Annotated in this window: 13 protein-coding genes and 1 riboswitch; of the genes, 3 read left to right on the top strand and 10 right to left on the bottom strand. The window is 44.3% G+C overall.

The genetic code is table 11. The annotated features are described in order from the left end of the window. Positions 1-30 precede the first annotated feature (30 nt). The 7 genes from deoA to MU515_RS07290 all read right to left on the bottom strand — a co-directional run bounded on the left by deoA (position 31) and on the right by MU515_RS07290 (position 7643). Positions 31-1359 (bottom strand): thymidine phosphorylase, encoded by a 1329-nt coding sequence (deoA, locus tag MU515_RS07260; protein ID WP_260259762.1) that lies wholly within the window; start codon positions 1357-1359, stop codon positions 31-33. Between the two features lie 151 nt (positions 1360-1510). After that, positions 1511-2287 carry a deoxyribose-phosphate aldolase gene (gene deoC, locus MU515_RS07265; protein ID WP_260259763.1) on the bottom strand — a complete coding sequence of 259 codons (777 nt, stop codon included), beginning with the start codon at positions 2285-2287 and terminating at the stop codon, positions 1511-1513. A 536-nt stretch (positions 2288-2823) separates the two neighbouring features. Beyond that, on the bottom strand, positions 2824-4107 hold the full coding sequence (locus tag MU515_RS07270; protein WP_260259764.1) for a NupC/NupG family nucleoside CNT transporter: 1284 nt from the start codon (positions 4105-4107) through the stop codon (positions 2824-2826). Between the two features lie 205 nt (positions 4108-4312). Beyond that, a complete protein-coding gene (locus MU515_RS07275) occupies positions 4313-5086 on the bottom strand; it encodes a TatD family hydrolase (RefSeq protein ID WP_260259765.1) in 774 nt (257 codons plus the stop codon). A gap of 14 nt (positions 5087-5100) precedes the next feature. Further along, on the bottom strand, positions 5101-5238 hold the full coding sequence (locus MU515_RS07280) for a DUF5363 family protein (protein ID WP_260259766.1): 138 nt from the start codon (positions 5236-5238) through the stop codon (positions 5101-5103). A 10-nt stretch (positions 5239-5248) separates the two neighbouring features. Further along, entirely contained in the window at positions 5249-6022 is a 774-nt protein-coding gene (gene yaaA, locus MU515_RS07285) for a peroxide stress protein YaaA (RefSeq protein ID WP_260259767.1), read from the bottom strand. A 106-nt stretch (positions 6023-6128) separates the two neighbouring features. Beyond that, positions 6129-7643, bottom strand: a complete 1515-nt coding sequence (locus MU515_RS07290) for an alanine/glycine:cation symporter family protein (RefSeq protein WP_260259932.1) — start codon at positions 7641-7643, stop codon at positions 6129-6131. A 692-nt stretch (positions 7644-8335) separates the two neighbouring features. Between MU515_RS07290 and MU515_RS07295 the strand changes: the two genes are divergently transcribed. Then, positions 8336-8518, top strand: a complete 183-nt coding sequence (locus MU515_RS07295) for a DUF3545 family protein (protein ID WP_260259768.1) — start codon at positions 8336-8338, stop codon at positions 8516-8518. A gap of 49 nt (positions 8519-8567) precedes the next feature. Here the strand turns inward: MU515_RS07295 and MU515_RS07300 are convergent, their stop codons facing one another. From MU515_RS07300 to nfo, 3 genes are all read right to left on the bottom strand, one after another. Further along, positions 8568-9122, bottom strand: coding sequence for a hemerythrin domain-containing protein (locus tag MU515_RS07300; RefSeq protein WP_260259769.1), 555 nt, complete (start codon positions 9120-9122; stop codon positions 8568-8570). A 182-nt stretch (positions 9123-9304) separates the two neighbouring features. After that, a complete protein-coding gene (gene ung / locus MU515_RS07305; protein WP_260259770.1) occupies positions 9305-9988 on the bottom strand; it encodes a uracil-DNA glycosylase in 684 nt (227 codons plus the stop codon). An 80-nt stretch (positions 9989-10068) separates the two neighbouring features. After that, positions 10069-10944, bottom strand: coding sequence for a deoxyribonuclease IV (gene nfo, locus MU515_RS07310; protein ID WP_260259771.1), 876 nt, complete (start codon positions 10942-10944; stop codon positions 10069-10071). A 336-nt stretch (positions 10945-11280) separates the two neighbouring features. On the opposite strand from nfo, the gene grcA reads away from it, so the two are divergent. Next, complete coding sequence (gene grcA / locus MU515_RS07315) at positions 11281-11658, top strand: autonomous glycyl radical cofactor GrcA (RefSeq protein WP_260259772.1); 378 nt, start codon at positions 11281-11283, stop codon at positions 11656-11658. 250 nt (positions 11659-11908) lie between these two features. Continuing rightward, a riboswitch (cyclic di-GMP riboswitch) is annotated at positions 11909-11998 on the top strand. A 91-nt stretch (positions 11999-12089) separates the two neighbouring features. Continuing rightward, positions 12090-13550, top strand: coding sequence for an N-acetylglucosamine-binding protein GbpA (gene gbpA / locus MU515_RS07320; RefSeq protein WP_260259773.1), 1461 nt, complete (start codon positions 12090-12092; stop codon positions 13548-13550). The last annotated feature ends 31 nt before the right edge of the window (positions 13551-13581 follow it).

The following is a 13581-nucleotide window of genomic DNA, read 5'->3' on the forward strand; positions in this document are numbered from 1 at the left end:
TATGGGTGAGTAGGCCTTTAATGTAATGCGTTATACGTCTTCAGCGCGAATCTGGCGGTATACGTTTGGCGTTGGCGTGTATTCACCACCGATAACAATCGCCGCTTTCAGTGCTTTCGCCGCTTCTTGCCATTGCTCTTCGCTGCGTGCGTGAATCATCGCTAGAGGCTTGTTTGCGTCCGCAGTTTCACCAAGGCGAATAAACTGATCAAAACCTACCGCATAATCGATGCTGTCGGTTGCTACGCGGCGACCGCCACCCATAGATACGACTGCCATACCAATTGCGCGAGTATCCATTGCAGAAACCACACCTTCTTGCTCAGCGTACACTGGCTTAATAATGTCTGCTTTTTCTAGGTAGTTATCGTAGTTTTCCATGAAGTCAGCTGGGCCACCAAGACCTGCAACCATCTTACCGAAGCACTCTGCTGCTTTACCGTTGTCTAGCACTTCCATTAGCTTCGCGTTCGCTTCTTCAGTGTCTTGCGCTAGCTTAGCGAGTACAAGCATTTCAGCACACGACGCTAACGTCACTTCCAGTAGACGTGGATTGCGGTATTCACCAGTAAGGAACTGAACCGCTTCTCGTACTTCAACTGCGTTACCCGCTGATGACGCCAATACTTGGTTCATATCAGTAAGGATGGCTGTCGTCTTAGTGCCAGCACCATTCGCTACTGCTACGATAGATTTTGCTAGCTCTTCTGATGCTTCGTAAGTTGGCATAAATGCGCCGGAACCTACTTTCACATCCATCACTAGAGATTCAAGACCCGCTGCGAGTTTCTTCGAAAGAATAGACGCAGTGATCAAAGAGATGTTGTCGACTGTCGCGGTGATATCACGGGTCGCGTATACACGCTTATCTGCCGGCGCTAAGTCGCCAGTTTGACCGATAATCGCAACACCTGCGTCTTTCGTTACTTGGCCAAACACTTCGTTAGTAGGGGTAATGTTGTAACCTGGAATCGCTTCTAGTTTGTCTAGCGTGCCACCAGTATGGCCAAGACCACGGCCAGAAATCATTGGTACGAAGCCACCACATGCTGCCACCATAGGGCCAAGCATTAGTGAGGTAACGTCGCCCACACCGCCTGTTGAGTGTTTGTCGACAATAGGGCCACCGAAGTTCATGTGGCTCCAATCGATAACCATGCCAGAGTCACGCATTGCACATGTTAGTGCAATACGCTCAGGCATCGTCATTTCATTGAAAAAGATAGTCATTGCGAAGGCGGCAATTTGGCCTTCAGAAACAGTGTTGTTTGCAACACCTTGGATGAAAAAGTTGATTTCTTCTGCGCTCAGCACTTCGCCGTCGCGTTTTTTACGAATGATTTCTTGAGGTAAGTACATTAGATCCTCCCATGCTAAAGCTAGCAATGGTTGTAAGGTAAAGAGGTAATGTGGAGCAGCGAATAACTGCTCCACCAAACAGACTTTGTTGTTAGTTTTACTCTAAATATTTGGCGTAGCGGCTAGGCCACAAGCCAAATATAACGAGTAATTAGTAAGCTGTTGGATCAGCTGTTTCGTCTGTCACTTCTAATGTATTAAGAAGGTTCGTCAGCAGGCTTGATGCACCGAAGCGGTAGTGACGAGCATCAACCCAGTTGTCACCTAAGATTTCATCAGCCATTGCTAGGTATGCTGCTGCGTCTTCTGCAGTGCGCACGCCACCAGCTGGTTTGAAACCTACAGTTTCTGCTACGCCCATATCACGAATCACTTCTAGCATCATTCGCGCGTATTCTGGCGTCGCGTTTACTGGCACTTTACCAGTTGAAGTTTTAATGAAGTCCGCACCTGCTTCAATACAGATTTGAGATGCTTTCTTGATTAGCGCTTCTTCTTTTAGTTCACCTGTTTCGATGATCACTTTCAGTAGGATATCGCCACACGCTTCTTTACACTGCTTCACTAGCTCGAAGCCAACTTTCTCATCACCTGCCATTAGAGCGCGGTATGGGAAAACTACGTCTACTTCGTCTGCGCCGTACGCGACTGCAGCTTTAGTTTCAGCAACAGCGATCTCGATGTCGTCGTTACCGTGTGGGAAGTTTGTTACTGTCGCGATACGAACTTCAGGTGTACCTTGCTCACGAAGTGTCTTCTTAGCAATAGGAATAAAGCGAGGGTAAATACAGATTGCAGCTGTGTTGCCTACTGCTGATTTCGCGTCATGACATAGTGAGATCACTTTTGCATCCGTGTCGTCGTCATTTAGCGTTGTAAGATCCATTAGTTTTAGTGCACGTAGCGCTGCTGCTTTTAAATCGCTCATTTCTATCTCCGATCAATATTCAAAAATGTGGCTGCCACTCTTCCCAATAGTATAGGTTGAGAATCCAGCTATTAATGAACGGACTTGGTTCCTTGAAGACTCGGTGGCAAACAGCGAATTTGCCCCCAATTGCTATCCTTGTCACCGCACAGTACCAGTTTGGCCTATGGCACAACAATCTATGATTGCGGTGTCTTTAATATCATATCCCAAGCGAAAAGGCTTGTGGGATGTGCTCTTAGCGGCAAATCATTTGCTCACTAGGAGTGAAGTATTCATTAAGTGATTAAGAACTCGCCTCAATCACAATCCTATGATTACTACATTATAGAGATTCACCGCAAAACTGTAGTGCCACGTAAAGCGCAAACGGTTTGTATCTCAAAAAACTTTGGGTGGCTTTTATTCAATGGTCACGGATATCCAATCACATCAAATTCATTTTTGCCCGCCCAAAACGAAAAATGCCCCGCAGCAATTTCTTGCTACAGGGCATAAGGTAATACGGCGTCTATAAATTAAATACCAGCTTTAATTTAGAATGCTGCAAGGCTTAGGCAGAAACCAGCAATTGTCGCAGCCATTAGGTTAGACAATGTACCAGCAAGTACTGCTTTAATACCCATGCGAGCAATGTCGCTGCGGCGGTTTGGAGCAAGGCTACCTAGACCACCTAGTAGAATCGCGATAGAAGAAAGGTTTGCGAAACCACATAGAGCGAACGAAATGATTGCTGTTGTCTTGTCAGACATTACTTTGCCTGTTTCAGCAACGACTTGAGCTGTTTCACCTAGGTAAGGTGTGAAGTTCAAGTATGCAACGAATTCATTGATTACTAGTTTCTGACCGATGAATGAACCCGCAACGATTGCTTCGTCCCATGGAACACCGATTAGGAATGCTAGTGGAGAGAACGCGTAACCTAGGATTAGCTCTAGTGTTAGTTCAGGCATACCGAACCAACCACCGATGCCACCTAGCATACCGTTGATAAGAGCGATTAGACCTACGAATGCGATTAGCATTGCACCAACGTTTAGTGCTAGTTGTAGACCAGATGCTGCGCCGCCTGCTGCTGCGTCGATAACGTTAGCAGGTTTGTCGTCGCCACCGTCCATCGCTTCGCTGAAATCTTCGTGAGGCTGATCTGTCTCTGGGTGAAGAATTTTAGCGAATAGTAGACCACCCGGAGCTGCCATGAATGATGCTGCTACAAGGTACTCTAGAGGTACACCCATAGATGCGTAACCTGCTAGTACACCACCAGCTACAGACGCAAGACCACCACACATTACTGCGAATAGTTCAGACTGAGTCATTTTAGGAACAAACGGACGAACAACTAGAGGCGCTTCTGTTTGGCCTACGAAAATGTTCGCAGCTGCAGACATTGATTCCGCACGAGAAGTACCTAGTGCTTTTTGTAGCGCGCCACCAAGGATCTTGATAACCCACTGCATTACACCAATGTAGTAAAGTACAGAGATAAGTGCAGAGAAGAAGATCAGTGTAGGAAGAACGCGGAAAGCGAAGATGAAACCACCGCCACCGAACACTTCGAACATCTTGTCAGAAACAAGACCACCGAATAGGAAAGATGAACCATCGTTACCGTAGTTGATAACGTTAGATACACCTTGTGAGAAACCGTTCAATAGATCACGGCCCCAAGGTACGTAAAGTACAAATGCACCTAATACGAATTGGATAGCGAATGCGCCACCCACAGTTCTAAAGTTGATAGCTTTGCGGTTGTTGGAAAATGCAAATGCAATAGCAAGAAGCACTACCATACCGACTAGGCTCATAAACAGGCTCATAGTTTATGACTTCCTTATAAGTTATTTGTTGGCGTGTTACAAAATGGAGCTCAAAAAGCGGGGGCAATTATACTCATCCCACCTATGTTAAAGTAATGCGCCCCTCACACTTTCTTATAAGATTCAGTTACCATTCACCCATTAATGTGATGACTATCACTAATTTTAATCACCGTAATCATAATCGATACAACATACTTCGATTTCATTCACAAATATTCAGCGCCAAATTGCCATTTCGCCAAACGATCTCCGCAATCGTTTGCGCATCATTATTCTGCAATTGCGCCAAAATATCCAAAATCAAAGGCAAACGTTTAGGGTGGTTAATTTGGCCTTGATATCCCATTAAAGGCATATCTGGAGCATCAGTTTCGAGAACTAAACTGTCTAAAGGAAGCTTGGCTACCGCTTGGCGAGTTTTATTGGCTCTTGGGTAAGTAATCACCCCACCTACACCTATATAAAAGCCCAAATCAACAAACTGTTTCGCCTGCTGATAACTGCCAGAAAATCCATGTAAGATTCCCCCAGTGTGATGCCCTTGCTGCTTTAACAACTGTAACAAACGATTGTGCGTTTTACGTGTATGCAGCACTAGAGGTAAACGATGCTGGTTGGCGAGCTTTATCTGCTCTATAAACAGCTTTTCTTGTAATGCCGTTCCGATATCAACCATTCCATCTAAGCCGCACTCCCCCACAGCCACACAGCCAAAAGGCTTAGCCGCAAGTAAAGCATCGAGCTGCTCTAACTGAGATTGTGCCTGTGCGTCTAAAAAATAGGGGTGGAAACCTAAAGCGATGTAGATCTGTGGGTTATCAAGCGCTAGCTGTTGCAGTTGCGACCAATTACTTGAGCCAATCGCGGGAATAAGGAAACGTTCAACCCCGGCTTGATTGGCCTCAGCCAGTTGGTTAGAGAAATCATCACGAAAGGGGCTGAAGTCGAAATGGCAATGAGTATCGAAAAGACGCATTAGCACCAACTTAGCTAATGCGTATTGGAGTTGGAGTCGTAGCTTGGGTCTTTACGGTAAGGCACGCAGCTGCGCTTTTGCTCCGGCGTCAGTCCCATCGAACGACACCAAGCATCATACTTTGCAACCCAACGCTTTACTGCCTGCCACATACCTTAACCTCTACTGTTCTTCGCGCTTAAATACCAGCTCTGTCGGTGACGACTCTTCTTCTACAAAGTAATAACCCGCCACATCAAACTTGGTCAGATCCGCCACGCTTTCAATGCGATTCTCAATAATATAGCGTGCCATCATGCCACGCGCTTTCTTGGCGTAGAAGCTGATGACCTTATACGTGCCATTCTTACAATCTTTGAAGATCGGCGTAATTACTTGCGCATCAAGGTTCTTTGGCTTCACCGCTTTAAAGTATTCGTTTGAAGCTAAGTTGATTAATACATTATCACCTTGCTCAATGATCGCTTGATTTAGCTTATCAGTGATGACATTACCCCAGAACTGGTAAAGGTTAGTACCTTTGTCATTGGCAAGCTTAGTGCCCATCTCCAATCGATACGGCTGCATTAGGTCTAATGGCTTTAGCAAGCCATATAAGCCTGACAACATACGTAAGTGCTGCTGAGCATAGGCAAAATCATCATCCGATAACGTAGCGGCATCTAAGCCGGTATACACATCGCCTTTAAAAGCCAAGATGGCTTGGCGCGCGTTATCGGGAGTAAACGTTTCGCTCCACTCTTGAAAGCGGCCCACATTCAGATCAGCGATTTTATCACTCACCTTCATTAGGCTTGCGACATCGGCAGGAGTGAGTTTGCGGCACACTTCAATCAGCTGTTTAGAGTATTCAACTAACTCCGGCTGAGTGAACTTTTCTGTCGCAAGGGGCGATTCATAATCGAGCGTCTTGGCTGGTGATACGACAATTAACATGACTTTACTCTATAGGTTTTCTGTTTTTATTCAGTTTAGGGTACAAAAAAAGCCATGCATTGTCTGCATGGCTTTTCGAATCGTATTAATAGCTGTCAGCGATTAGCTATTTTTTGTTTTGGTCCCAGATACCCTCTTCAAGCTGAGACTTAAGCTCTGGGTAATCATTTGAATCAAACGTAGGGACTTTGCCTGCATCTAACTGCTGGTTGTAATCTTTCGCTAGCTTAATCACGATGCCAGATAGCAATAGAATCGCAATCAAGTTCACAATCGCCATTAGACCCATAGATACGTCTGCTAGTGCCCAAACAACCGGTAGAGAAGCAACCGCACCAAACACAACCATACCTAGTACGAATATACGGAATAGGCCAAGACCTGCTTTATGGTTATGCTCTAGGAAAATCAGGTTTGTTTCTGCGTAAGAGTAGTTTGCAATGATTGAGGTAAAGGCGAAGAAGAAAATCGCTACCGCAACAAAGATACCACCCCAGCCACCAACTTGTGAGCTTAGTGCTGCTTGAGTCAGTTCAATACCCGTTACTTCACCGTGTGGTACATATTCACCAGACATTAGGATGATAGCAACCGTCGCCGAACAGATAACGATAGTATCCATAAATACGCCTAGCATCTGCACGTAACCTTGTGATGCTGGGTGTGGTGGATACGGTGTCGCTGATGCTGCTGCGTTTGGCGCAGAACCCATACCTGCCTCGTTCGAGAACAGACCTCGTTTAATACCGTTAATCATCGCTTGCGCAATAGCGTAACCTAGACCACCTGATGCTGCTTCTTGCAGACCAAATGCACTCTTAACGATCAGCGAGATAACCGCTGGTAGTTTCTCAATGTTTGCAAACATAACAAACAGAGCAAGCGCAAGGTAAGCCAGTGCCATTAGCGGAACGATAAGCTCAGCAACTTTAGCAATACGTTTGATACCACCGAAGATAACAACCGCTGCAAGCATCATCACGCCACAGCCAATCATCAATGACTCTTTGATGATAACAATGTTACCTGAATCCGTGCTGTCCATTAGTGACCTTAAGAACGCAGGAACGGCAATGTGAATTTGTGTTTTTGGTAGCTCGAATGCTGAAATAACCGCATTAGCGATAGAGTTCGCTTGTACCGCGTTGAAGACAAGACCGAAAGCAATGATTAGGAATACTGAGAACAGTACACCCATCCAGCGCATACCTAGGCCTTTTTCCATGTAGTATGCTGGACCACCACGGTAGTTACCGTCATCGTCTTTGGTTTTGTATAACTGCGCTAGCGTACTTTCTGCGAACGACGTCGCCATACCTAGCATGGCGATTAACCACATCCAGAAAATAGCACCAGGGCCACCAGCGGTCAGTGCAACGGCAACACCGGCCATGTTACCCGTACCGACACGAGCTGCAAGACTAGTACAAAGCGCTTGGAAAGAAGAGATACCAGCAGTGTCAGCTTTACGACTGTTCTTCAATACTGAGAACATGTGGCCAAAGTGGCGGAACTGAATAAAACCAAGTCGGATTGTAAAGTACACGCCCACACCGACCAAAAGATAAACAAGAACAGAACCCCATAGTAATCCGTTCATTAAATTGATTAAGTCTGTCATAACATCCTCGTAGTGAGTTTCACCAATCACTGCATCCATGCCATCCATCTAGCTGCTCGACTAAGTGTCAAGATTGCTTAGTGTTTAGGTTTTATTTTTCGCAGCTCAGATATGTAAATTTCGCTTCATGCTTCCATTTTACGTATCAGCGTTTTTTTGACGGGCGGATAATGCAGTGAAGAATAGCAAAAATCAATATGCATTCAATTGCTATTGATTGTTATTTTTCACTATAAAATCACTATCGATTAACACAAACCATCACACATCAAACACAAATAAAGCACATTAACATCAAATATTAACAACAAGCGCGATCTTGGTTCAAATTAAAAAACAACATCCCATAAAATCTGGGCGATTCCTTATGCCTACTGGTTTTACCACCAAAACCGGTCACTCATTTATGCGCATTATTGATGCGATTATCCAGCCTATCCCTGAGGCAAAGGATACACACCATTGTTTATGCAATTTGGAACAGCCAATTAACATCAAAAATAGTCAAAATTAATCGATTAAGTGATGACAAGCGCTCATTTTTTATACAACACATCATTCATAAACAGTGTTGTTATGCACAAAACACAATGAAAAATTCATCAAATCGCAACAAATGAGAAATCAATCATAGATAGCCTTGCGGCTCAATGGTATTTAATCTTCAAACAACAAAGTAAACGAGGTTGCTTATGGAAGGCTTAAACTTTGAAGAGTTCTTGGATATGGACTTACCGCGCGGACGCGCATCTCGCTCCAAGCCTGTAAAACGTAAATGGCGTGAAATTGAAGCGATAAAAGATCGTCGCCGACTCGAAAAAGAGCTAAGAGACATGGACATCGGCTTAGACAACTTTGATGATTTAGATTTCTAAAAAAAGAGGCTTAATGCCTCTTTTTTATTTTCTATCATTCCGTTCTGAGCTACACGCACTCTAGCTCGGTTTGGCGAACTCGCTCGGCCAATTGAGAGTACCGCTCAGCGATCGTTTCTCCAAATACTGGGTCATCTTCGTTCGTCCCAGTATAGAGCTGCTCAACCGCTTGCCAATCTTGAACCGAAAAGCGCTGATGGATCATCGGTAAAATGCTCTTCTCTTCCAAATCCAAATGTTGACGCTGAGAGCTCATAAACTGCTCTAGCTGCTCAAGAAACATATGGTGTGGTACAACCGCATCCTGCAAGATCATATCCACGATATTCAGAAAAGCATGAGTTTTGCACTCCAGTAATTTGTGCTCAAACTCAAGGTTCTCCATCTCTTGCTTATTACCGTAATGCTCTAGGTAATAGTGATAAAGAATATCCTCTTTCGGATGATGCTCTTTCTCTGCATGCTCAGACAGGTAATCAACTATCTCTTTGATTAAGCTATAGTTAACGGACTTTTCTTGCTTAAGCAACTCGACTTTATTTGCCAATATAGATAGCAGACGAACAATATAACCATGTTCACGCTTGATTTGTTCAAGCATCATAGCGTCTCTCCTTAAACACACAATCTTTGTAAGAGTATAACAATTCAGAAATCTAGGTTTGAATAGTGTTCAAAAAAAACTGCAAAGATATTTATATCAATGCCATTAAGTCGACTTTCAACAAAAAGAGGCACTCTATGTGCCTCTTCTATATAGCGAATGCGTTAGCTTTGCATCAATAGCTAAACCAAAAACGGCAATCGCCAATCAATAGCGGTGAGATCTTGCTCAGCTAAGATTTGATTGGTTTTCGAGAAGTGTTGGCAACCGAAAAAACCTCTGCGTGCTGACAGTGGCGAAGGGTGTGGCGCCTCTAAGACATAGTGTTTTTCACGATCAATGAACTGGCCTTTCTTCTGTGCATGCGCGCCCCAAAGCAAAAACACCACACCAGAGCGATGCTGATTAATCTCAGCTATCACTTTGTCAGTAAGCTTCTCCCAACCGGTTGTTTTCGCATGAGAATGGGCTTGGCCTTGCTCCACAGTTAATACTGTATTTAATAGCAAGACACCCTGCTCAGCCCAAGATTGCAGGTAGCCATGCGATGGGATATCAAAACCCTCGATATCTTGAGCGAGCTCTTTATACATATTAACTAGAGAAGGTGGCGTTTTTACTCCCGGTAAAACAGAGAAACACAGACCATGAGCTTGATTCGGACCGTGATAAGGGTCTTGACCTAAAATCACCACTTTTACTTGCTCAAATTCAGTCGCCGCAAAAGCACTGAATACATCTTGCTCCGGTGGGTAAACCACTTTTCCTAGCTCTCGCTGCTGCGCAACATAGGCGAGAGTTTGCTGCATATACTCTTGCTGTTTCTCGTGATCGATAATGGTCTGCCAACTCAAAGATTCGGCCATGAGTAGTTCCTCTATATTAAGGGCAATATTCCGCTGTCGCACATTGTCGCAAAAACTGCCCTCTATATATAGAGAGAAGGTTAGTTGTCTAGTGACTGAAGATGAGCACTTCGAATGAACTCAATTTCTTGCGGCCATAACTCTGGCTCAATTGTCTCTAATATAAGAGGGATGCCATCGAAACGTGCATCTTGAGCGATATATTCAAAACAGCTCCAACCAATCTCACCTTTACCTAGAGCGTGGTGGCGATCTACTTTGCCGCCAAGTTCGATTTTAGAATCATTGATGTGCATCGCTTTGAGATACTCCATCCCGACTACGCGATCAAATTCAGCAAATGTGGCCTCACACGCTTCGAATGTGCGCAAATCGTACCCTGCAACAAACGTATGGCAGGTATCAATACAAACACCAACACGCGATTTGTCCTCTACTTGCTCAATGATCTCTGCAATGTGCTCAAAACGCCAACCAAGGTTGGTCCCTTGCCCTGCCGTATTCTCAATCACAGCAATCACATTAGGTACCGCTTGATGCGCTAAGTTAATCGACTCAGCAATTTTCGCTAAACATTCTTGCTCGCTGATCTTTTTAAGGTGGCTACCGGGATGAAAGTTAAGCAATGTTAAGCCTAATTGATTACAACGCTCCATCTCATCAATGAAGGCTGCGCGCGATTTTTCCAGCTTCTCTTGCTCAGGCGCACCTAAGTTAATTAAGTAAGAATCGTGCGGCAGAATGTGTTCAGCGCTAAAGCCAAGCATTTTACAGTTAGCTTTAAATGCACTAATGGTTTTTGCTTCTAATGGCTTTGCTACCCATTGGCGCTGATTCTTAGTGAACAGTGCAAACGCATTTGCACCAATATCTCTCGCTCTCATCGGCGCTTGATCGACACCACCAGCGGCTGAAACATGGGCACCAATATACTTATTTCCGACATTTTTTTTCATTGTTCTTTAATCACTTTGTTCTTTCAGTCTTGCTACCATATTACAAGCATTTAGCTCTTTATGATGGCTATAAATTCGACATCTTGTAGTAAAATTACAACAAAACAGGTCATTTAACTATTTTTTATATATTAAAATATATTGTAATCATCATGTTTTAAAAGGTTTTATTGATTTAACTCAACAAAATCACCATCATAAAAATGAGGTTTTTGGTTGTTTTTTGACTTAAATCAATATTATAATCATGGATATTAGCTATATAATACTCAGCTCAACAAAATATTGAAAATTAACACCAATAACACCACAGAAAATGTGGCTTAGGAGATAGTGATGATCCAAGGTATTCAGATTACTAAAGCAGCTAACGACGATCTACTTAACTCAATCTGGCTTCTAGACAGCGAGAAGAACGAAGCACGTTGTGTTGCGGCAACTTCTGGCTATGAAGCAGACCAAGTTGTTGCAATCAACGAACTAGGTGAGTACGAGAGCCGTGAAGTAGCAATCGAAACTGCACCACGCATTGAAGGTGGCCAACACCTAAACGTAAACGTTCTAAAACGTGAAACTCTTGAAGACGCAGTTGCACACCCAGAGAACTACCCTCAGCTAACTATCCGTGTATCTGGTTACGCTGTACGTTTCAACTCTCTAACTCCAGAGCAACAACGCGACGTTATCGCTCGTACTTTTACAGAGTCTCTATAATTTCCTCGCCCTTAGGGCAGAAATTACTGATTTTAAAAGCAGGCCATGTGCCTGCTTTTTTCTTGCCTGCGACCTAAACGCCATCGCAAACCATCATAAAACCCTATCAAATCCCTAGCTAACATATTGTTGAAAATATAATTAGTAACAATCATTTGTTAGCCCAATGTCAGACTGAGAGTTTTATTCCACATCTCAATCAAACTGATATCTGCCTAGCGCCAAACTAAGCTAAATTCCGCCTGCTCAATCACACTTTCGGCAAACCATTTGAAAAAATGGGACGCAAAGCCACCGATCTAACGATGTATTCAACATCCATGATAGCGGAGCTGCCTCTCTTTTCCATCGAGTGACCTATACCTGCCGAGGTGTGGCATTCAATTGTCAGTCTCGTACCGGCACTGCCGGCAAATAAAAAGGAATATGTGATGAGAACTCAACCAAACAAAACGCTAATTGCCCTTGCCTTAGCAACCATCAGTGGTGGCGTAATGGCCCATGGCTACGTTTCAGAATATCAGGATGGTATCGCAGCAGGCCGCGCTGCTTTGTGTAAATTCCCGACCTCAGACACTAATGAAAAAAACAGTCACTGTGGCGCGATTCAATATGAACCACAAAGTGTCGAAGGCCCTGACGGTTTCCCTGAAACAGGCCCTGTGGATGGCAAGATTGCCAGTGCTCAAACGGCACTTGCAGCTGCACTAGATGAACAGACCTCTGATCGCTGGGTTAAAAGACCGATACAATCTGGCAGCCAAACGTTCGAGTGGACATTTACCGCTAACCACGTAACCAAAGATTGGAAATACTACATCACTAAAGCAGATTGGAATCCAAATGCTTTACTGACCCGCGACTCATTTGATCTCAACCCATTCTGCGTAATTGATGGCAACATGGTTCAACCGCCAAAACAGGTTAGTCACCAGTGTCAGGTGCCAGAACGTGAAGGTTACCAAGTGATCCTTGCCGTTTGGGATGTGGGTGATACTGCCGCTTCTTTCTATAACGTGATTGATGTTCAGTTTGATGGCCAAGGCCCTGTATTACCAGATTGGAACCAAGTCGGTCAGATTTCACCGAGCATGGGTTTGAACATTGGTGACACTGTTTATACTCGCGTATTTGATCAATCGGGTGAAAACCTTAATTATCGCACCGAGCTAACCATTGATTCGACTCAGCTAACCCAAGCTAAAAACTGGTCGCACGCTCTAGCGAGCAAAATCAATCAGCAGCAAACACTGGTGCAAGCGGGTCAATACAGCGATGGCAAGTTCACCCCTGTTTACGGCAATAACCCCTTACATGTAAAAGCCAATAGCGGCTTAAAGAGCATTGAAATTGGTTACGATATTGATATTCCTGCCCCAGATTATTCGTTAACCATCGATGGTCTAGAAGCAGAGTACGTTATTGACCAGCAACCGACTGAACTGGCGTTAACATTGACCGTAGTTGGCGATCAGCAAGCAGAATTGACCGTGTATAACCATGGCCGTGAGCCGCTTGCAAGTTGGTCTGGAGAGCTTGTCGATGGCCAATACCTACCGTTGAGCTTGACGCTAAGTAAATCAGAGCAAGGCCACCACATTCTGGTTAGTCGAATCAAAGACAAATCAGGTAATTTGATTGATCAGCAGAATTACGATTTCCACTTGATTAAGCAGCAAACCCCACCACCAGCGGATGACTACGACTTTGTATTCCCTGCTAGCTTAGATAACTACAGCGAAGGTACTAAGGTACTTGCCGCCGATGGCTCAGTGTACCAATGTAAGGCGTTCCCTTACTCTGGTTACTGCGTGCAATGGAGTGACAGTGCGAATCAATTTGAACCCGGCGTAGGCTCTCATTGGTCAATGGCTTGGGACAAAATAAACTAACGCCAACCTTTTAGATACTAAAAAGCCCGCT

Source organism: Vibrio intestinalis, from assembly GCF_025195085.2.
Classification (GTDB): domain Bacteria; phylum Pseudomonadota; class Gammaproteobacteria; order Enterobacterales; family Vibrionaceae; genus Vibrio; species Vibrio intestinalis.

Excerpts from the sequence above, each read along its gene's own strand:
- deoA (WP_260259762.1), bottom strand. The coding sequence starts at position 1,359 with ATGTACTTACCTCAAGAAATCATTCGTAAAAAACGCGACGGCGAAGTG.
- deoC (WP_260259763.1), bottom strand. The coding sequence starts at position 2,287 with ATGAGCGATTTAAAAGCAGCAGCGCTACGTGCACTAAAACTAATGGAT.
- MU515_RS07270 (WP_260259764.1), bottom strand. The coding sequence starts at position 4,107 with ATGAGCCTGTTTATGAGCCTAGTCGGTATGGTAGTGCTTCTTGCTATT.
- MU515_RS07275 (WP_260259765.1), bottom strand. The coding sequence starts at position 5,086 with ATGCGTCTTTTCGATACTCATTGCCATTTCGACTTCAGCCCCTTTCGT.
- MU515_RS07280 (WP_260259766.1), bottom strand. The coding sequence starts at position 5,238 with ATGTGGCAGGCAGTAAAGCGTTGGGTTGCAAAGTATGATGCTTGGTGT.
- yaaA (WP_260259767.1), bottom strand. The coding sequence starts at position 6,022 with ATGTTAATTGTCGTATCACCAGCCAAGACGCTCGATTATGAATCGCCC.
- MU515_RS07290 (WP_260259932.1), bottom strand. The coding sequence starts at position 7,643 with ATGACAGACTTAATCAATTTAATGAACGGATTACTATGGGGTTCTGTT.
- MU515_RS07295 (WP_260259768.1), top strand. The coding sequence starts at position 8,336 with ATGGAAGGCTTAAACTTTGAAGAGTTCTTGGATATGGACTTACCGCGC.
- MU515_RS07300 (WP_260259769.1), bottom strand. The coding sequence starts at position 9,122 with ATGATGCTTGAACAAATCAAGCGTGAACATGGTTATATTGTTCGTCTG.
- ung (WP_260259770.1), bottom strand. The coding sequence starts at position 9,988 with ATGGCCGAATCTTTGAGTTGGCAGACCATTATCGATCACGAGAAACAG.
- nfo (WP_260259771.1), bottom strand. The coding sequence starts at position 10,944 with ATGAAAAAAAATGTCGGAAATAAGTATATTGGTGCCCATGTTTCAGCC.
- grcA (WP_260259772.1), top strand. The coding sequence starts at position 11,281 with ATGATCCAAGGTATTCAGATTACTAAAGCAGCTAACGACGATCTACTT.
- gbpA (WP_260259773.1), top strand. The coding sequence starts at position 12,090 with ATGAGAACTCAACCAAACAAAACGCTAATTGCCCTTGCCTTAGCAACC.